A 20,026-nucleotide genomic window follows, 5' to 3' on the forward strand; every position below is an offset into this window, starting at 1 on the left:
CAAAGGAGATAAGAGTTATGATTATTGAAAAAATCGAGACATACCGTAATGCTGTCACTTTGAAAAAGCCGTTTAAAACCGCACTCCGTACAGTTACTGTAGCTGAAGCCATTTTTATGAAAATAACCTGTGATAATGGAATTATCGGCTGGGGAGAGGCACCGCCTACATTGGTCATAACAGGGGACAGTCTCGTAAGTATCGAGGGTGCAATCAATGACGTCATCAAGCCGTTTTTATTAAAAAAGAATCTATTGAACTTTGAAGCCATTTTCCAGGGGTTAAAAACCATCCTTGTTAACAATACCAGCGCAAAAGCAGCCGTTGATATGGCATTGTACGACTGTATCTCGCAAAATTGCAGCCTTCCGCTCTATCAATTCCTTGGAGGCTACAGAAACGAGCTTGAAACCGATTTTACTGTCAGTGTGAACAGCCCTGATGAAATGGGTGAGGATGCTGTTGGTTATGTCAGCAATGGGTTCAATGTACTTAAGGTTAAGGTAGGAATCGGTGAGATCGAAACCGATATTGCCAGGATCCAGGAAATCCGCAAAAGAATAGGCAATGATATTAAAATTCGGCTCGATGCGAACCAGGGATGGAAACCGAAGGATGCAGTCAGGGCGATCCGAAAAATGGAGGACCTTGGACTTGATATCGAGCTGGTTGAACAGCCAGTTAAAGCAGAAGATCTGGATGGTTTAAAGCAGGTAACTGATTCAGTCGATACTTTAATAATGGCTGATGAAAGTGTATTTTCACCGAAACAGGCATTTGAGGTGATCAGAAGGAGAAGTGCAGACCTTATTAATATTAAATTAATGAAGTCTGGCGGAATTTATCAAGCACAAATGATTAACCAAATGGCTGAAACCGCTGGGATTGAATGCATGGTTGGCAGTATGATTGAAACACGGCTGGGAATTACCGCTGCTGCCCACTTCGCAGCAAGCAAGAAAAACATCACGCGTTTTGATTTCGACGCGCCATTAATGCTGGCAAATGAAGCGATTTCAGGCGGAATAAAGTATAATGGTAGAAAAATAACACTTCCGGACCAACCAGGTCTTGGTATAGAAAAGGTCCTTTCAGAAGGAGGAATTTCCAATGGAAAGCAATAATATTTGGCTCGTCAATGTCCCTGTGGCGACTTTGTGGACTTCCCACGATTCAGCGAGAGAAATCGACAGTGACGCAATTTCCGGTAACCTGAATTTAGATAAATGGCTTGAAAAGCTTACTTATGAGCCACGACTACTATTGTGCGATGATAATCTGGTTCAATCACAGGTTTTATTTGGTCAGGAAGTCTTGATCATTGATGAAGTGAATGAATGGGCACATGTTATTGTCCCTGACCAGCCATCCGGAAAAGATCGTCGCGGATATCCAGGGTGGATCCCAAAAGATCAGCTGATTCAACAATCAGATTGGTATATCAAGCAGGGACCTGCAGCAGTCATTACCGCTAAGAAAGCCCTTCTATATTCCGAAAAGAACGAAAAGCTGATGGAATTGAGCTATCAGACCACATTGCCGATCGTGGAGGATATAGTCGATCGAATTCGCGTTAAAACACCAACTGGTATTGGCATCTTAAGAGCTGAGGATGTAGCAGTTATTCCATCGGATAAGGAAATTCCTAAGAAGAATGGGGCCGCAATCGTCGCTGCTGGCGAACAATTCCTCGGATTGCCATATCTTTGGGGCGGAATGAGCAGCTATGGCTATGACTGCTCGGGTTTCAGTTATAATATGTGCCTGGCGAACGGCTATATCATTCCGAGGGACGCCCATGAACAGGCTGCTGCGGGTAAAGAAGTACCAGTGTCCGACATCCTGCCAGGCGACTTGCTCTTCTTCGCTTATGAGGAAGGAAAAGGTAGCATCCATCATGTCGGTATCTATTATGGTGACGGCAAGCTTCTCCATTCACCGAATACTGGAAAGAATATCGAGATCATTTCTTTAGAAGGAACAATCTACGAAAAAGAACTCTGTGCAGCGAGACGCTACTGGATTGATACGGAGGAATAAATATGGAAAATGAAGTTTTATTAAGTGTAAGAGATTTAAAGAAGCATTTTACTATGGGTAAAAATGAAATCCTTAAAGCAGTAGATGGCATTTCATTCGATATATATAAAGGCGAGACCTTTGGCCTTGTCGGGGAATCTGGATGCGGAAAATCCACAGCCGGCAGAACAATGATTGGACTTTATGACCGGACAGATGGAGAAGTTGTTTTTAACGGCAAAGACGTGCATTCGCTTTCGGAAAAAGAAAAATTTCAGTTCCATAAGCAGATGCAGATGATTTTCCAGGATCCATATGCCTCACTGAACCCACGTTCTACGGTAAAGGAAATTATATCTGAACCGATGGAAGTTCATGGATTGTTTCCAAACAAAAAAGAACGTCTGGAACGAATTTATCAGCTCCTGAAAGATGTAGGATTGAATCGTGACCATGCGAACCGTTATCCACACGAGTTTAGTGGAGGGCAGCGTCAGAGAATAGGAATTGCAAGGGCACTTGCGCTTGATCCAGACTTTATCATAGCGGATGAACCAATTTCTGCACTTGATGTATCAGTACAGGCACAGGTCGTAAATCTGTTGAAGCGACTCCAAAAAGAAAAGGGGTTGACTTATCTATTCATTGCTCACGACCTTTCCATGGTCAAGCAAATCAGCAACCGGATTGGTGTTATGTATCTTGGACATATCGTCGAGCTCACGGCTAGTAACCAGCTTTACAATAAACCGCTGCATCCTTATACTCAGGCATTGCTGTCTGCCATCCCGATACCGGATCCGGATGTGGAGGATAAGCGGGAACGTATCATCCTGCAGGGAGAATTGCCAAGCCCGATGGATCCTCCGAGCGGTTGTGTATTCCGAACCAGATGCCAGCACGCAATGGATATCTGTGCCCAGAAGAAACCTGTTTGGCAGGAAATCGACAAAGACCATTATGTTGCCTGTCATTTATATGATGAACATTTAGAAGGAAAAGATAAAAAAGAAATGCTTGTCAATTTCAGATAAGGAACAGAATAGCTATGAAATTAGAAGATTTAAGAGATAGACTATTGAAAGAACTCGCTGGGTGCAAGGGCCGGGCGAGTTTGTTTTTGGAAATAGAAGGATTAATCATAGAATTTAACGGCAATGAAGTTTACCAGTCTGCCAGTTTGATAAAACTGCCGATATTAATCGAGGCTCTGAGACAAATTGAAGCAGGTAAGCTGCAAAAAGACAGACTCGTGACCATTCGTGAAAGTGACAAAATCGGAGACACGGGTGTTCTCCAGGCTATGAAAGTTAAGCAGCTGCCTGTCGAGGATTTGTTGTCCCTTATGACCATTGTGTCGGATAATTCGGCGACTAATCTATTAATTGATTTGATAGGGACAAAGTCAATCAATTCGACTATATCCAGGATTGGAATGAAGAACTCTATATTGCAGCGTAAAATGTTGGATTTCGATGCCATTCAATTCGGAAACGATAACTTTACATCCGCAGCTGATCTCGCGTTATGCCTGAAAGAAGCTGTTGCTGGAGTATCTTTAAATAAACAATCGAGAAACACGTTCCTTTCGTTTCTCCTGCAACAACAATTCAAGGAAAAGCTGCCATTTTATATGGATGATGCTCTATTGAAAATCGGAAATAAGACAGGAGAACTCCCCGGTGTCGAACACGATTGCGGTATTATAACCTATGGTGAAAAGCAGGCATATATTGTCGTTTTGATTGATCGTCTTGAAGAGTCGGAATCGGGAAAATCGACAATACGACAGATTGGGAAGCACATAAACACCTTTATAACAGGCGTTTCGACAGATTCTGACCATATGTGATAGCATTCGATATCGAATTGATATCAAATGCTAGCAATCTAATATCATATCCTTAATGGAGTAATATGGAATTAATTCTCTTGAATAAAATGGATTTCGTTGAAACAAATAGCTCCATCGTCCATTACGATGGAGCTTTTGCTATTCCTACATCGCTTTTTTTATTAATTTAGCTTTTTCAAGATGAAGACTATATTTTAGGGACCATAATAAGAAAAAGGATCCGGCAACTATATACATGATTCCGCCAAACATGCCCACCATTCTTGGATTGAACCATTCCAGGGCTATACCGGTAAAGAACATAGATATTCCGATAAAGGTATTTGACAACATGCTTTTTAGGCCAAAGTACATTCCATGCCATTTCGAAGGTATTGTTTCCATTGCTACCGTGTCAAGAAGTGTGTTGCCGACTCCACTGAATATTGCGGTCATGCCAAATAGAACAGCGGCCAACCAGAAAGCTTTGGTCTGGCTTATCGTCGTTAAAAACAATCCTTCGCCTATGACACATATAAATGAAAATAATAAAAACCTCTTTTTTACCATCTTCGTTAATAAAGGGCTGATAATTAAGCCTAGACCAAGAACACTGTAAAAGATGCCCACTCCCAAGTCAGCTTTTTCAAACGTTTCTACGGCATACACGCTTAATAAGACATTCTCAATCCCATTAATCAGCGGGATAATAAGCTCGAACATCATCAACATCAGCAGGAAGGATGAAGTCACAATAACAGGAACCAATTCACTGTATTTTTCATGATTTGGTTTACTCTTAAATACAATTTCTTTCTTACCATCAAGAGAAGGTAAAGTCGATAAAATCCAGCCAGCTACAAGAAAGGAGACTATATTAATCAGAAATGCTGCTTTTGCCCCTAGAAAGTATGAGACAATCCCACCACTTAACGCTCCTATAACTAAAACAAACCCCATCAAAACCTGTTCCCAACTGTTAATTTCTTTTAGTGACTTTGAGGAAACGATGGCTGGGATACTGGACTTCCTAATCGGTGCGTAGATAGCTTCTCCTGAGGCCAGCAAGAAGGAAGCGGCATAAACAATCCACATATCAGCCGGAGAGTTGACCGCAAGAAAAGATAATGCAATAACCGCTCTCGCAAGATCTGTTACTATCATAATCGTTTTTCTTCCAACTTTTCTTGCAAGGCTGCTGCTTAAGGGACTAAAGAATAAAAAAGGAATCATCCTGAGAGCCATTGTAATTCCGACTGACAGGCCAGAACCAGTCATTTGCAGTATTAAAGCCAGAAGTGCAACCTGGCTGAACCGATCTCCAATTCCATTGATGATCCCAGCGAGGAATAGTTTACGGTAGGATTTCTCCAGGTTGAATGTTTTGAACATAATGCCCTCCATGGTTGGACCTAATTAGAATTTAATCTAATTAGATTATAATCTAATTGTATTTAAAAAGGAATATTTTTTTCGCGGGCAGGGTAAGTGGCTCAAGCTGTAATTCAATTTCTTGCCTAATTTTAATGAAAAATGTATTCATAAAAAGCAAAATGCTATATAATGATTTTCGTATTTCTAATAATTTGACTTCAAAATGTAATCTATAGATTTAGGGGGAATGATGGGTGAAAATAAGAGTTTCCGCAGTCCAATACCATCTTCACACGATCAGCTCGTTCGAAGAGTTTGCTCAGCAATGTGAGCATTATGTAAAAACAGCGCAGGAGTATGGTTCAGAGTTCGTTTTGTTTCCTGAGTTCTTTACTACTCAATTATTATCAATAGGCAGTGAGCAGGGTACGAGGCTGACCATCAATGAACTCCCCGGTTTTACCGAACAATATTTAAACCTGTTCCAGAATTTCGCATTGGAAACAGGGATGTACATCATTGGCGGAACACATGTCATTGCACGTGAAGGGAAATTGTATAATGTGGCGCATATGTTTTATCCGGATGGCAGAATCGTTGAGCAGGCGAAGCTTCATATTACACCTACTGAGGTAAATGAGTGGAATATGAGTGCAGGAGAGGATTTCAGGGTATTTGATACAGAGAAAGGACGCATCGCGATACTAACCTGCTATGATATTGAGTTTCCTGAAATCGTAAGGATGGCTAAAGCAAAAGGTGCAGATGTCATTTTCGTTCCATCTTGTACGGATGAGCGACATGGATTCCATCGTGTCCGTTATACTAGCCATGCGCGGGCCATTGAAAACCAGGTATATGTCGTTTTGACAGGAACAGTAGGCGCATTGCCTACTGTGGACTTTATGCGTGCTAACTTTGGCCAGGCGGCAGTGATTACTCCTAATGACATTCCGTTCCCTCCAAAAGGGCTTCAGGTCGAAGGGGAACTTAATGATGATATGGTCGTAACTGCTGATCTAGATTTAGAACTATTGTACGAAGTCCGAGAGCGCGGTTCAGTCACTACATGGCGTGACCGCCGCACAGACCTGTATCCAGACTGGGAAAAGGCAGAAAAAATCTAAAATGATAAGGAGCACTCTTCATGGAATATATCCGCGTTAACAATATAGATGATCCACTTTTTGCAAAGCTCCACGATTTAATGAAAGAAGTTTTCCCTCCGGAAGAAGTATTGGAGTTTGATTTATGGAAAGGACCACTAGAAGATCCAGGCATCAGAGTCTTTGTTGCTGTTCATGAGGGTGAAGTGGTGGGAGTAACCGAATACCGGTACTATCCTGACTGGAATATTGCGATGACTGACTTTACCATCGTCGGAAAACCTGGCCTTAGTCTTGGGAGATTCCTTGCAAATAAAAGGATGGAAGACCTGCAGAACCTCGCTGGTGATCAAGGGGTAGAATTGTTTGGGATGTTCGCAGAAATTTATGATCCGTACCGTAAGACAGACCATGATTTTGGCGGTGTAAAAACGATGGACCCGTTTGTGAGACGCGAAGTATTATCTCACCTTGGGTATAAGCGTCTTGATATGGAATACGTCCATCCGTCATGGGAAAATGACGGAGAAGCAGTGGAAGGACTTGATTTATGTTTCATGCCGACTGATGAAAATACTAATGAACTACCTGCAGCATTAATTACAGATTTTCTTACCACTTATTATTCCGTTCTCGAAAAGAAACCAGAGAAGTGGAAGAGGATGGTGGATCAGCTTAAGAATAAAGAAACTGTGGCATTGTTGCCATTGTAATGTGCTAACCAGCAGTTATCCTTTACTGCTGGTCTTTTTGTGCGCCAAATCGTTTACCGTTTTTAAAATGAGTCACAAGATTTGTTTTCACCGATAAGGTTTTCTATAATTAACCCTTGACTACATAATTGAAAGGGGTCATCATATGGAATCTTTAAAAGGGAAAACTGCGCTGATAACGGGTGCTGGAAGAGGCATCGGCCGGGCTGCTGCTATAGCTCTGGCGAAAGAAGGCGTAAATATTGGCATGATTGGGCTAACACTTGCCAATCTGGAGAAGGTTACAACTGAACTTGAGGAATATGGGGTAAATGTTTCTGGAGCTGTCGCTGATGTATCTGACATCGAATCTATACAGCACGCTGTCGAGCATGTAACAGAAGAAATCGGCCCTATAGATATCCTGATTAACAATGCGGGAATCGCAAAATTCGGCGGCTTTCTTGATTTGGAGCCGCAGGAGTGGGAAAAAATCATCCAGGTCAACTTGATGGGAACATACTATGTGACTCGTGCGGTTCTGCCAGGTATGATTGAGCGGAAGACAGGTGACATAATCAATGTTGCGTCAACTGCAGGGCAAAAGGGAGCACCGGTAACGAGTGCATATAGCGCATCAAAGTTCGGGGTGCTAGGATTGACTGAATCGCTAATGCTTGAAGTTCGAAAACATAACATCCGTGTCAGCGCGCTTACTCCAAGTACCGTAGCTACTGACCTGGCCATTGAGACGAATTTAACAGATGGCAATCCGGATAAAGTCATGCAGCCAGAAGATCTGGCCGAGTTAATGGTAGCGCAATTAAAATTGAACCGCCGTGTTTTCATCAAGACTGCTGGAATGTGGTCTACAAATCCATAATCATTCCGAGGATAGAACCAATAAAGGTTTTATCCTCTTTTTTATTTTCCGGCAAATCCAAACAAAATTAAAGTGTCTTTCTGAGAAATACACTGATGATCACTAATAGTACCTGGTACTAATTACGAAGAAGGATATCTCTAATACATGCTGTTTCATCCCCTGAATCGTCGGTTATTATATCAAAAAACGACACTATTATTTTGGTATAACATAAGAAAAGCAAAAAAAAACGGCCTTAGCCGTTTTAAAAAGCATATTGGAATATCCCATAATAAAGGGGCAGTACAAATATCAATCCGCTAAGTTTAGCTGCAAGCGGCATGGGTTCTTTCTCTTCTTCCAGGCCAAAATCCCCTGCAAACCGCTCCGCAAAGAATATGGTGAAAGACACATCCCAAAGGAGACCGAAAACGAAGACGATTTTCCATACTAAAGGAGTTAGCATTTCTGTTTCGGTCACATATCCGAATAAACCAAGCCAAGTTATTATTGAAATGACAAAATCCAGCCTGGTGACATTGTTTTTATATTTCCCTTTGATCAAAAACCAAATTGCCGTCGTGCCCATAAACCCTAAATACATTAACCATAAAAAATCAATCATCTTCTTACCTCGTAATCTTTTAATTAGTTTCTTACCAGGGTGGTTTTAGCATTCCGATTCTGAAACTTATAAATCGAAACAGAATGGCGGAGGAAAAACACTTTGTCCAAATAAAACAACCTGTAAACACTTATCCTATTATAAAGGTGCATGCGCAATGTTGGAATAGAAAATTGTCGAAAAATCATTTTTGGTTTTTTAAATTATAATGTTGAATTATTTTATAAAAGGTGTAAAATTACACTAAATAATTCGTTTTGGGTTTAAGAGGAATAGGGGGATAAAAATGGAACATGCTCCTAAAGAGGAAAGACGCAGGATTTTCCGTAATGAGCTCTATAATTTAAAAGAATTAGGTTATGTTTCACCAGAGGAATACAAAAGTGTATCAGAAGCTCATAATGCCTATTTTCTTGATTTGCTGGCAAATGAACGGCAGGAGAAAGAGTTGGCAACTAGGAACAAGGAGAATACTTCTATAGCATTTGAACTTGAGAACAAAAAAGTTCAGTCATCAGCCAATATTGCAGTGAAGGAGAATCAAATACAACAGCCTAAACCACGCCCAGCAAAAGTCAAACCAAGGAAATCAGCAGAAGAGATTCGTGAACGTAATATTTCCTGGTCTTTGAATATTGGGGTGATCATGCTATTGATTGGCGGTTTGTTCGTAGCAACAAGTAACTGGGAAAGTATGACTCCGTGGATGAAGGCTGGATTAATCGCGCTTGTTTCAGCTTTATTTTATGGAATTGCCTATATGAGCTACAAAATCATAAAAATCGATAAGACAGCCTTTGCGTTCGTTGTCCTTGGCAGCCTTTTTCTGCCAATCTTCACCTTATCACTAGGCTGGTTTGAATTGCTTGGCCCTTATTTATCATTCTATGGAGAAGGCCGCTTCATTTTAGGGGCAATAAGCAGTTCGGTTTTGATCCCGATATATGCGTTTCTGGCCAAAAGGCTATCTTCCAGGTTATTTGTGTGGTTTACGTTCATTACGACATCCATTTCAGCAGCATACCTGTTGAGCGCGATTGGATTGCAAGCAGACGGATTTTACCTTGGGCTGATTATTTTTAATACTCTTCTGATTGCAGCCTATCACCAGCTTAAAAAGAAAGATCAAATGCCGCTGTTCACAAAGGAACTTGCACTTTATTCACAGGCAAACTTAGTCCTGTCTACCTTATTAATGCTTTTCTTTTATGAAAATCATGTTTTCAATGGGTTCAATTTGATTTTGACAGCTATAGTCTATCTATCAATGATCTTCGTTAATGGCCATAAAGAGTATCATTTTGTCTTTAGTGCCATGTTCAGTTATGGTGCCTATCAAATTCTTGAAAATTGGCGATTTACAGAGGTAAGTGAGATAGGTTATGCACTTCTTGGTTTTGTGTTTTTGTTCGTTCCGAGGTTCATTGATGATAAACACGCCTTGAAAAGAGCTTTCCAAATAACTAGTGCTGTTGTGTCAGGTCTTGCTTTTTTATTCATCACGGCTGAAGGGATGATGATTCATACAGAAAATCCATCATTTATTCTTATGGCAGCTTACCTGATCATTTCAGCTAACTTCATTTATCTTACGAATACCAATGAAAATATCATTTTCAAATATTTAAGTCCGGTTTTTCTTGCCACCGCTATGTTTGAAGCCGTCTTGCAGATTGGAAAATGGATCGGTTTCGAAAACCTTGTTTTGCCAATTTATTTCATTGGTTTCATTCTCTTCATTCTTGCAGGTTGGCTGGTCAAGATAAATTATCTTCAAGCGATTAAAACTAGCTCGCGGGATGTCGGAATGGTGATCATGCTTTTCACGATACTTGTTACTTTTTCCATGCTCGATTGGTGGAAGCTGGCACTGATGTTCTCTCTGACCAGCTATGCTTTGTATGTCATGATGAAAATAGATAGCAGACCGATATTGCCATTGATTGCTCAATGGGCAGCACCCATCTCACTCGGTTTATCTGCCGCAGCAATCGGGGAAGAAATACGGTTACATTCCAGCTTGTATAGCGATCTTATTGGAATGCCCGGAAATTTCGCGTTTGCGGGAGTTCTTTTATTAGGTGCCAGTTTTGTCCTAGGCAAAACAAAGGAAAGCATCCTTTCGCAAAAAGTATTTTTCAGTTCGCATGGCTTCTATGCAGCAAGCCTGTTTTACACATTCACATCACCGGTAACAAATATTTATGGAGAATCATTCATTTGGTTTGGCGGGATCTTGATGTCTCTCCTGCTTTATAGAGTGACAAAAGAGTCACTGATCGCATTTTTATCCGGTGTAATCAGCCTCGCCTGGTACCTGATCACAATGGACTCGATTAATCAAAAAATATTTGATTTTAGTACAACAATTGAGTCTTTAATCATCCCAGGAGGCGGATGGTTATTGCTGGGGGCAGCCGCTTTGCTTATTCAAAAGCAGAGAGGGATCGCAGTCGCTTATTCATGGATAGCCCATGTTTATCTCGCTCCAATAATGGCAGTTGAGTTTATCATCTACGGGGAAGAAGCGATCTTAAGCTACTTGATTGCAACTGGAGTCTATGCTGCGACAATTTTCTTTGTCAAAAGGGAATGGAAAGTGAAATCACTATTATACGCTGCATTCACTACGTTGTTCTTAGCAATCAAGACAGGTATCAGTTATTTTACGGAAACAGAATCAGGCCACTATGCCTTCCTGGTGACAAGTATTTTGTTGACTGTATTCTGGCTATTGTCATCAGCAAATTACAAACAAAGAACTTTATATTACCTTATTCCGATTTCGCTGTTAGGGGTAGCAAGCTTCCTGGCAGCATATCCATTCAGCTGGCTGCTCTTTGGAATCACTATAGGATACGCAGCGGCGATATTGGTTTTGCTCCATAGTGTGAAATGGGATATAGCTGCAATGTTCCCATTATTCATGATTTTTTACGGTACAATCCAAATCCTGTTCCTGGCACAGCTTCATGTGTATTTGGATATGGCTATTCTTTCAGGATCTGGAGTTTTGCTTATTTTTTCAGGGAGAAGGAATTATAGGAATCTCTGGGAAAAGGGAGGAGTTTTTGGACTGAAAAGCCTGGATGCTTATTCATTGGTTGGATTCTTGTTCATTGTTTCCGTGGCACTGATGAATGGTGAAACCTTCTGGGCGCTCATTATCCATGGACTCCTTATGCCTGCAGGGTTATACATGCAGAGGAGCAGGGTTCATGGTAAAGGAGTAAGTGTAATTCTTTTTATCGCAGGTGCGTACCTGCTGGTTCCTTATTATGCAGCCGTAGAGCAGCTTACATTCCCTGCCTTATTGGAAAGGGAGGTATATGTCCTTCCGTTCGTGGCTCTTGCGATTTTTGTACGGTTTATTTTCAAAGAGAGAAGCAGTCAAATCACCAGCTATATCCAATGGGCAGTATTGATTATGGTCTCGCTTTGGCTCATTCAGGATGGCCTGGAAAGTAATACGGTTTATGATGCCTTGATTCTTGGATCGCTGTCGCTTATTTCAATGCTGGCCGGAATGTGGCTGAGAGTAAAAGCCTATTTCTTTGTTGGGGCGGGAGTTTTACTTCTTAATGTGCTCCTGCAAACCCGCCCATTCTGGGGAAATCTCCCTTGGTGGGGATACCTCTTGATAGCGGGTTCAATCCTGATCGGGGTTGCCAGCTTCAATGAGTGGAATAAACAAAAAGGAGCTAGAAGGGAGAAAACGCTCCTTGCAAAGTTAAAAGAAAGCTTACTCTTGAAAATGAAAAACTGGAACTAATAGAAGCTGGTAAAAGGGGAATTGTTTTGATCCTTTGCCAGCTTTATTTTATGTGCATTTCTTTATGATTTCTGTTAACATTCATAAAAATGAGGGTATCACATCAGCTAAGGAGGGTATGAAATGAGGGATGTAACTCTTTTGGACATATTTGAACACCATATTGCCCAGAAATACTTGAAGCGTTCAGGCATGGCCCACGCAATTGCTGTTGCTTACCACGCATTCCATCTTGCCAGGCAGCATAAGGTGGATGTAGATATTGCAGCGAAAGCGGGTTTCCTTCATGATATAGGCCATTTCACCTGGTACAGGAACGGCAAATGGGACTACGATCTATACAGAAAAAATGACATCCACCCAATTAAGGGAGCGGAGAGAGCTCATAAACTCTTGATCCGATTGGGTGAGAACCCCGTGCAGGCGAAAGCCACTTCACTTGCAATCCTATTCCATACAGATTCCTTTTTGCCTACAAATGATATTGTCCGTACGCCGCTTCAGCAGGTAGTGAAATGGGCAGATGAAAAAGATGAAGAAGAAGGCGGAAACCACCATTATAGGAAAATAGAACATGAGCGCGCAAAACAAAGCATTATCAGGCTTGATAAGATGATTGATGAAGAGCTTATGAATGATGAGGGGATTGGAGGAACGGAATTGCCATCTTAAATGAAAAAAGGGCATCGATCTTTTCGATGCCCTTTGCTGGTTATTTTTTAACGATTCTCAGGGAAAACCCTTTCGATTGTATCATTGAAATCTTCAGTTAGCCCCACGATCGGTCTCCTGCTCTGAAGCTGCTCCCTATAGTCTGTCATACTGACAACAAAGTCTGCATTGGATGATACATAAACATCAGCAATGGACTCATCGGAGACTTTGATCTGTTGAGCAATTTTGGATTTTATATCATCTGGAACAGCTTCTGTAACACCATTTTCAAGTACTACGGCAACATACGCATTTCGATGCACGGTAATGACGGTTGCGCTTTGAACTTCATTCAGCATTTCTACCTGTTCCTCCCCGTTTTCATCCACATGCATCCTGTATGTTTGATTATATGAATTGGAGGTGTATTCGTCGTTGATATTCTGGATTTGTGCACCATCATTATTTATCTGATAATTTTCTGCTCCCTCATCCGTATATGTATTGCACCCAGTGAACAAAAGGACGGTCATAATTAGGATAAGCATCTGTACGCTAATTCGTTTCATTGGCAAATCCTCCTAAATTTTGAATCGCAAATAGAATGTCCAAATACTTGGAGTTTTATTCGAGATTTTTCCCAACTTATCAAAGTGAAGAAAAACTATTATTTTTCTGGCCAATCGGGTACTGGATTATATGGCAATGTGAATATTTGTCAAGATGGAGGAATTTTATGAAAGCGCTGCCATAAGATTAATAGATAAAAATTTTAGGAGGTTTTTAATGAACAAGATTAGAGGTTTGATGAGTATCGCTATTACAATTGTCTTTCTTCTTTCCGTCTTTTCAACAGCCGAAGCGGCCAAAAGAGTGCCTGTTGCTTCTGAGAAGGATCCCGTCGTGTTTGTCCACGGTTTTACGGGTTCGTCTTCCAGCTTTGATAACATGAAACAATGGCTTGTTAGCCAGGGATGGGCATCAAATTACCTGTATGCCATTCAATATTCAGATACTACAGGAAGCAGTATAGACAATGCGTACGAACTGCAATCATTCGTGAAAAACGTTTTACGCCAGACAAAAGCATCAAAAGTAGATATAGTCGCACACAGTATGGGTGGGCTAAGTACTCGCTACTATGTAAAATACCTGGAAGGTGCTCAGAAAGTCGATGATGTAGTCACATTAGGTTCCCCTCATCACGGGACCACTTCTTCATATTTTGGGTTGTGGACAGAAGGAGCAAGAGAAATGGTTCCCGGAAGTGCTTTCCTAAACGACTTAAACAGTGTTGACGAAACACCAAATGGCAGTGACACTACATCGGCCATTCAATACACATCAATCTACAGCAGTGCCGATACAGTCATCAACCCTTATACGAGTTCAATTATTGATGGAGCAGAAAATGTTGAAATAAGTGGTGTGAGCCATAGCGGCCTGTTGACAGATTCATCAGTACGGCCACTTATTCAGACGGGCTTGGAGGATGGAGGAAAGAATACAAATTAAGCAGACAAAAGGCCAGCTTCTATGCTGGCCTTTTGTGATTTTTTTAGTTATCAGGGGTGATCAGGTTCCTCTTTTCCCTTAGTTTATAAAATTTCCACACATCCTTTATGACAATCTTCACTACAGAATAAAGGGGGATGGCGATCAGGATCCCCACGAAGCCGTATAAGGAGCCGGCCGCGATTAACAGAAGGATGACGGTAATCGGGTGGATGCTGAGCTTTTTCCCCATTACCTGAGGAGTGACAAGATTCCCTTCAAGCTGCTGCACGATTACCAGGACAATCAGTACCTTCAACATCATCATTGGACTGTTTGTGAGGGCAACGAATAATGCTGGAATAACACCTATCATCGGGCCAAGAAATGGAACGACTGTTAAAAACATCGTGAAAATCGCAAGGATAAGGGCGTATTCAAGTCCAATGATCTTATATCCAATATACATCAGTGTCCCATCAACAAGCGCGATGATGAATTGGCCAGTTACATAGGTGAATAGTGTTTTATCTATATCTGTTAAAATTTTATTCCCTTCCTGCACATGTTCTTCGGGAATTAATTTCAAAATATAAGGCCTTAATTTTTCATCATCCTTTAAAAAGAAGAACGCAAGAAACGGTACTACCACAAGAACAGTTGCGACACTTGTAATCACCGAAAATACCGTCATGAGATTTTCTCCCAAACCTTGTAAAATCTTGCTCATATAGTTTAGTGCCCTTTGCTTGATTTGATCTGCATTAATAAATCCCAGTTGGTTATCATTGATGACTTTTTTCGACTCTTCCGTAATTTCATCTACTTTTTGAGGGAAGTTTTCCTTTATTTCGCTGATCTGTTCTCCTAATTGAGAACCTGCAAAATAAACAAATCCCGAAAATAATCCAGCTACCAGAACAAAGACAATCACAATGCTCACTATTTTTGGCATGTATCGATCAAACCAATGAACTGGTTTCCTTAATATATAATAGACAAGGCCTGCGATCAAAACAGGAAAGAAAATGGCGATAATAAAGTTTTGCAGCGGCCAAACAAAGTAGTCTATCTTACCAAAAAGGAGGATGATAAGAAGCAGGAGAATGGTTCCAGTTGCGTATTTAAAAAAAGGTCGTTGAATCCACATGTCTTTAACCCCCTGAATATTTTTGTCTCTTCCTATTAATTACCTTAAAGAATTGGACACTAAACAAACTGGTTGTCATAAAGTGGACAGTACCCTCATATAATTATAAAAATTGGTAGTTTGATACTAATGTTAACGGGTAAATATTCTGGTCAACAGAAATAGAATCTCAGCAATAGCCACTGGTCATCTTCTGTGTAAAGGGGTCTCTGTATGGTTGCAGTCGAAGAACATCTGTTATTTATCAAAGAACTTGGCCGTTTATTCGATGAGTATGCGCAATGCGAGGATAAGGAATTGAAAAATGAGATTTATAAAGATATTCAACTATTAGGTGAAGCGATCAATATCAGTAACTAGGTTCAAATAGATTACGGCAGGTCCTTGAACAGCGGCTTGCCGTTTTTATTTTGTGGAGCACTAATATTTTGATTATGAGAAAGAGCTGGTAACAAAAAAAGGGCCTATCTTGAGTTATATTTAGGAAAGCCGGCCATTGTTCTTTCATATATATGAAACAAGCATATGAAAGGGGAGGGTTATATGAGAATTGACCTTTCAAGGGAACAATATTTAACACTAGTAAAATTATTGCAGCTTGGAAACTGGCCTCTAGGATTGACAGAAGCAAATCAGGAACTGGTGAGTAAAGCGGAGGATCTTGAACAATATATTTTCTCTCTATCAAGGGACTTTGAAGCTCGTGATGGGATTTACTATGACGAGGAAGAAGAATACTACTATCTTTCCGAAGACCTCAGGGATACGGTGGAAGCGATTATTGATGAGTACGAGGAAGATGTCTTTTGGGATCAGCTTACCCATAAGCTTGCAACGATTGATTTGAAGCGTGAAGTCAACATCGAAGCTTCAATTGAACAAAAAATCAATCGACTTTTCCAACTGAAAGCACGTTACGAAAAATACTTCCTGGAAAATGGGCTGGACAAGATTGATATTTTTTAAGGAAAAATCCGGCCAGGCGTGGCCGGATTTATTTTATAAAGATTCTCGCTTTTTCTGAAATGTAATCGGCTGCGAATACCAGGACAAGATAGAAAAATAGCAAGAGTGTAATATCCGTGTAATGGAAGAAGCTCATGCTCAGCTTAAATTGCTGGCCCAGGCCTCCTGCGCCAACAAAACCAACGACAATCGTCGTCCGCATGATGACTTCCCAACGGTAAAGTATATACGTTAGGAATCGGGGAAGAGCAGCCGGCAGTACTCCATACAAAAAGAGCTGAAAACGTCCAGCCCCGGATGAAGAAAGGTTCCGAACCGGCCTTGAGTCTAAATCTTCAATAACCTCTGCAAATAGCTTTCCAAGTATCCCAAAATTATGAAGAGCAAGTGCGATTGCTCCTGGCAATATCCCAGGTTTGAAGATAAAGATGATGATCATTGCCCAAACAAGCTCCGGGACTGCCCGAGAAAAAATATAGCCTCCGCGAACAGCACCAAATGAAAGCCAACCATGCCATTTTTTAACCAGCGTGAGGGACCCATCTGCAACATTCCTTGCTGCTGGCACAACTGTCAGGAGTGCGGCAATTGTCGCGAATCCAGCAGCCATCACACTCATTACCAAGGTTTCGATCGTAAGATCCAGTGCATTTTTCCAGCTTTCAGCATTAAGATAGGCCGGACTTTCTTCATCGATACCCAAAAGCCCTCTAAAAAATTTGCTAGCGTAAAAAAGGTTCTTTTCTGAAAACAGTAAGGACAAGCTTGCCTTTTCAACAATAAATATGGATACCCAGGATCCAACCACAAGGAGTAATAAAGCATAAACAGAAGCAGTTACAAAGCTGATTTTATGTTTCTTCATTGTACCAGCCTCTTTCTTAGTTGATTGCTCCAGAGATCGATCATGATTACTAGGGCGATTAAAAAGAACACGAAAGTCCAAACTTCATCATAATGAAGGTCATCAAGACTCAACTGAATTTGATACCCCAGGCCGCCGATACCGACAAAGCTCATAATCGCAGATGAACGAACTGCACACTCAAAACGGTACATCGCATAACTGGTAATGCTCGCCCTAACCATGGGCAAATAACCATACCATAAAGCCTGCAATTTAGAAGCGCCTGCTGCTTCCAAAGCTTTAATCGGTTCCCTCGGTATGTCCTCCAGCATATCTGCAAAAATCCTTCCCAGGATGCCACCGTATGGTATAGCCAGGGCGAAAATCGCAGCAAAAGGAGAGAGGCCGATCGAGGCGACGAATAACCAGGCCCAAACGAGTTCATGAATGGCTCTCATGAAGCCAAGCTGCCCTCTAAAAAAAGGCCGTATATACCTTTTGATGTTACTTTCTGATACGACAATTCCTGCGGCGAGAATGCCATAGAAAAAGGCAATGATAATTGCCAGACTCATGCCGGCAGCAGCATAAGAAAGAGTAGTCCAGCTTGACTCCAGGGCCAGAAGAAGGATGTCACCCGATAAATCAGGAGTGAAAAATGCTGCCGCAATTTGTTTTGCTGTTTTGAATCCTCCGCTATGAATCAAGTTACTATTCCATTCAAGAGAGAAGAGACTCAACATGAATGCAAGCAATAGGATCAGTGTAAGGATCTTTCGCTTATGGAGCTCAAAACTCAACCATCTTTTATCCATATCAAGACAGCTCCTTTAGTCTGTAAAGGCTGTTAATATGGTCATCAGTTACGGAGGAGGCGGGGAGATCAAAGAAGAGTTCACCATTTTTAAGGGCTATCAATCTATCGAAGTATTTCCTTGCGTAATCGACGGAATGCAAGCTGGCGATCAGTGTTTGGTTCTCTTCTAAAGCGATTTTAACCAATAAATCCAGGACGTCTTCCGCACGCGCGGGATCCAGCGAGGCAACCGGCTCATCAGCGAGGACAATTTCAGGACTTTGGACAAGAAGCCTTGCAAGCGCTACCCGTTGTTGTTCTCCGCCGGAGAGGGAAGAAGTTTTTTCATACAATTTATCTGTCAATCCCACCCGATTCAGTGCCTGGACAGCATATTCCTTATCCTGAGGGATCAGCATGGAAAGAAGAGATTTAATAATACCCCATTCAGACAGTCTTCCAGCAAGAACATTATGGATGACCGGAAGCTCACCAACAAGGTCAAACTGTTGGCGAATGATACCGATTTTTTTTGCTCTCTTCTTATGGTCAATTAGCCCAGAGAGAGGGTGGCCGTCTATCAGGATTTCACCCTGACTTGGTGGAAGAATGGCTGCCAGCAAGTTCAATAATGTAGTCTTGCCTGCTCCGCTTGGACCAATAAGGGCAACTAGTTCTCCTTTATTAACAGTAAAAGAGAGGGAAGATAAGGCTATCTTCCGCTCATAGATTTTTGATATTTGCTTAAGGCTTATTGCTTCCTGCATGAATTCCACCTACTTGATGATCTTGAGTTGCTTTGCGACCTTTTCTATGGCTTCGTAATTTTCATTCTTCGTTTCTATAAATTTATCAGTCTGCAATAATTCCATGATTTCATTATCTTCTGAAGTCATTGAAAGTATAGCCTCTTTGAGTTTAGCTTTGGTATCTGCATCCATCTCATTTAATGTCCAGTTGTAGTCATAGTACTCAGGAGTTGTATAAAATACTTTTACCTTTGATTCATCTACTTTGCCTTCTTTTATAGCTGCTTCCCATACAGAAATATTTAATGCGCCAATCTGGAATGCACCTGATTCCACAAGCTTATATGTTTTATCATGTGAACCGGAGTAGTTAGGCTTTCCATCAAGTTCCTGATCCGGGTCTATGCCAGCTTCCATCATAAAGTAGCGCGGCATTAAATGGCCGGAAGTCGAGCTTTCACTGCCGAAAGTAAATGACTTTCCTTTTAAATCTTTCAGGTTATTAATCTTAACATCACTGTGGGCAATAAAAACGGATTTAAACTTTTCATCGATTGGCCTTTGTGCAAATGCCTCAGCTTCCGGAACTAAGTTTCTTGCCTGTACACCAGTAAGACCACCAAACCACGCAAGGTGGATCTCGCCTCGCTCGAATGCAGTAACAAGCGCTGAATAATCAACAGAGGGGACATACTCAACATTTAATCCCGTTTTCTCTTCCAGATCCATCGCAAAGTCCTCCATGCCCCTGTTCAAGTCAGCCGCATTCTGATCGGGAATGGCACCGATTTTGATTGTTTCTGTTCTTGTGTCTTTTTGTCCTTCGGTTGTACCATTGTCAGAACAAGCCGCAAGGGCAATAATCATTAATAAGCTTAATAAAGTAATCAATTTTTTCATTTGTTTATCACCTTTATAAATAAATTTTATGCACCCTATAAAATTTATCAATAACAAGTGGATAACTCAATACATTTTGATGAAATTTAATATGAATATTATGGGAGATTAGGAGAATTCAGTGTCCAAGCAGTTCGAAAATCTTAATCAAATCCTGTTCTCAACAAGATCTTTAAGGAGTTG

At 41.1% G+C, this 20,026-nt stretch carries 20 protein-coding genes; 12 read left to right on the forward strand and 8 right to left on the reverse strand.

All coding sequences use genetic code 11. From position 1 onward, the window contains the following. The first annotated feature begins 17 nt into the window (after positions 1 to 17). Genes ACH0QE_RS16055 through ACH0QE_RS16070 form a run of 4 tightly spaced genes read left to right on the forward strand, consistent with a single transcriptional unit; the run spans position 18 to position 3,871 of the window. Complete coding sequence (locus tag ACH0QE_RS16055; protein WP_415801586.1) at positions 18 to 1,124, forward strand: mandelate racemase/muconate lactonizing enzyme family protein; 1,107 nt, start codon at positions 18 to 20, stop codon at positions 1,122 to 1,124. Next, positions 1,111 to 2,040: an NlpC/P60 family protein gene (locus ACH0QE_RS16060; protein ID WP_415801587.1), complete on the forward strand. Its 930-nt coding sequence runs from the start codon at positions 1,111 to 1,113 to the stop codon at positions 2,038 to 2,040. Before ACH0QE_RS16055 ends, ACH0QE_RS16060 begins: the two co-directional genes overlap by 14 nt. 2 nt (positions 2,041 to 2,042) lie before the next feature. Then, positions 2,043 to 3,053: an ABC transporter ATP-binding protein gene (locus ACH0QE_RS16065; protein ID WP_415801588.1), complete on the forward strand. Its 1,011-nt coding sequence runs from the start codon at positions 2,043 to 2,045 to the stop codon at positions 3,051 to 3,053. A gap of 14 nt (positions 3,054 to 3,067) precedes the next feature. Next, on the forward strand, positions 3,068 to 3,871 hold the full coding sequence (locus ACH0QE_RS16070) for a serine hydrolase (protein WP_415801589.1): 804 nt from the start codon (positions 3,068 to 3,070) through the stop codon (positions 3,869 to 3,871). A 147-nt stretch (positions 3,872 to 4,018) separates the two neighbouring features. Here the strand turns inward: ACH0QE_RS16070 and ACH0QE_RS16075 are convergent, their stop codons facing one another. Beyond that, positions 4,019 to 5,245, reverse strand: a complete 1,227-nt coding sequence (locus ACH0QE_RS16075; RefSeq protein WP_415801590.1) for an MFS transporter — start codon at positions 5,243 to 5,245, stop codon at positions 4,019 to 4,021. A gap of 236 nt (positions 5,246 to 5,481) precedes the next feature. Here ACH0QE_RS16075 and ACH0QE_RS16080 point away from each other — a divergent pair, with 236 nt between their 5' ends. From ACH0QE_RS16080 to ACH0QE_RS16090, 3 genes are all read left to right on the forward strand, one after another. Next, positions 5,482 to 6,354 carry a carbon-nitrogen hydrolase family protein gene (locus ACH0QE_RS16080; RefSeq protein WP_415801591.1) on the forward strand — a complete coding sequence of 291 codons (873 nt, stop codon included), beginning with the start codon at positions 5,482 to 5,484 and terminating at the stop codon, positions 6,352 to 6,354. A gap of 20 nt (positions 6,355 to 6,374) precedes the next feature. Next, entirely contained in the window at positions 6,375 to 7,046 is a 672-nt protein-coding gene (locus ACH0QE_RS16085; RefSeq protein ID WP_415801592.1) for a GNAT family N-acetyltransferase, read from the forward strand. Between the two features lie 145 nt (positions 7,047 to 7,191). Beyond that, complete coding sequence (locus ACH0QE_RS16090; protein WP_415801593.1) at positions 7,192 to 7,908, forward strand: 3-ketoacyl-ACP reductase; 717 nt, start codon at positions 7,192 to 7,194, stop codon at positions 7,906 to 7,908. 247 nt (positions 7,909 to 8,155) lie between these two features. Here ACH0QE_RS16090 and ACH0QE_RS16095 read toward each other — a convergent pair whose 3' ends face one another. Then, on the reverse strand, positions 8,156 to 8,515 hold the full coding sequence (locus ACH0QE_RS16095; RefSeq protein WP_415801594.1) for a hypothetical protein: 360 nt from the start codon (positions 8,513 to 8,515) through the stop codon (positions 8,156 to 8,158). Positions 8,516 to 8,801: 286 nt separating this feature from the next. Here ACH0QE_RS16095 and ACH0QE_RS16100 point away from each other — a divergent pair, with 286 nt between their 5' ends. Further along, on the forward strand, positions 8,802 to 12,287 hold the full coding sequence (locus ACH0QE_RS16100; protein WP_415801595.1) for an SCO7613 C-terminal domain-containing membrane protein: 3,486 nt from the start codon (positions 8,802 to 8,804) through the stop codon (positions 12,285 to 12,287). Positions 12,288 to 12,410: 123 nt separating this feature from the next. Next, positions 12,411 to 12,959, forward strand: a complete 549-nt coding sequence (locus tag ACH0QE_RS16105; protein WP_415801596.1) for an HD domain-containing protein — start codon at positions 12,411 to 12,413, stop codon at positions 12,957 to 12,959. A gap of 47 nt (positions 12,960 to 13,006) precedes the next feature. On the opposite strand, the gene ACH0QE_RS16110 is transcribed toward ACH0QE_RS16105, so the two are convergent. Beyond that, positions 13,007 to 13,510: a YhcN/YlaJ family sporulation lipoprotein gene (locus ACH0QE_RS16110; RefSeq protein WP_415801597.1), complete on the reverse strand. Its 504-nt coding sequence runs from the start codon at positions 13,508 to 13,510 to the stop codon at positions 13,007 to 13,009. Between the two features lie 217 nt (positions 13,511 to 13,727). On the opposite strand from ACH0QE_RS16110, the gene ACH0QE_RS16115 reads away from it, so the two are divergent. Then, positions 13,728 to 14,456 carry an esterase/lipase family protein gene (locus tag ACH0QE_RS16115; RefSeq protein WP_415801598.1) on the forward strand — a complete coding sequence of 243 codons (729 nt, stop codon included), beginning with the start codon at positions 13,728 to 13,730 and terminating at the stop codon, positions 14,454 to 14,456. A gap of 43 nt (positions 14,457 to 14,499) precedes the next feature. Here ACH0QE_RS16115 and ACH0QE_RS16120 read toward each other — a convergent pair whose 3' ends face one another. Continuing rightward, positions 14,500 to 15,585, reverse strand: a complete 1,086-nt coding sequence (locus ACH0QE_RS16120) for an AI-2E family transporter (RefSeq protein ID WP_415801599.1) — start codon at positions 15,583 to 15,585, stop codon at positions 14,500 to 14,502. Positions 15,586 to 15,798: 213 nt separating this feature from the next. On the opposite strand from ACH0QE_RS16120, the gene ACH0QE_RS16125 reads away from it, so the two are divergent. Further along, positions 15,799 to 15,945, forward strand: coding sequence for a hypothetical protein (locus ACH0QE_RS16125; protein ID WP_167830874.1), 147 nt, complete (start codon positions 15,799 to 15,801; stop codon positions 15,943 to 15,945). Between the two features lie 183 nt (positions 15,946 to 16,128). After that, positions 16,129 to 16,551, forward strand: a complete 423-nt coding sequence (locus ACH0QE_RS16130) for a hypothetical protein (RefSeq protein WP_415801600.1) — start codon at positions 16,129 to 16,131, stop codon at positions 16,549 to 16,551. Positions 16,552 to 16,579: 28 nt separating this feature from the next. On the opposite strand, the gene ACH0QE_RS16135 is transcribed toward ACH0QE_RS16130, so the two are convergent. From ACH0QE_RS16135 to ACH0QE_RS16150, 4 genes are read right to left on the reverse strand one after another with little or no spacing between them, the layout of a single operon-like run. After that, positions 16,580 to 17,416: a PhnE/PtxC family ABC transporter permease gene (locus ACH0QE_RS16135; protein ID WP_415801601.1), complete on the reverse strand. Its 837-nt coding sequence runs from the start codon at positions 17,414 to 17,416 to the stop codon at positions 16,580 to 16,582. Then, positions 17,413 to 18,213: a PhnE/PtxC family ABC transporter permease gene (locus tag ACH0QE_RS16140; protein WP_415801602.1), complete on the reverse strand. Its 801-nt coding sequence runs from the start codon at positions 18,211 to 18,213 to the stop codon at positions 17,413 to 17,415. Before ACH0QE_RS16140 ends, ACH0QE_RS16135 begins: the two co-directional genes overlap by 4 nt. A gap of 1 nt (position 18,214) precedes the next feature. Beyond that, entirely contained in the window at positions 18,215 to 18,961 is a 747-nt protein-coding gene (locus ACH0QE_RS16145; RefSeq protein WP_415801603.1) for a phosphonate ABC transporter ATP-binding protein, read from the reverse strand. 9 nt (positions 18,962 to 18,970) lie between these two features. Next, positions 18,971 to 19,843, reverse strand: coding sequence for a putative selenate ABC transporter substrate-binding protein (locus tag ACH0QE_RS16150; protein WP_415801605.1), 873 nt, complete (start codon positions 19,841 to 19,843; stop codon positions 18,971 to 18,973). Positions 19,844 to 20,026: the final 183 nt, after the last annotated feature.

The sequence above is a fragment of the Mesobacillus sp. genome (assembly GCF_047739415.1).
In the GTDB taxonomy this organism is placed as follows: domain Bacteria; phylum Bacillota; class Bacilli; order Bacillales; family Cytobacillaceae; genus Mesobacillus.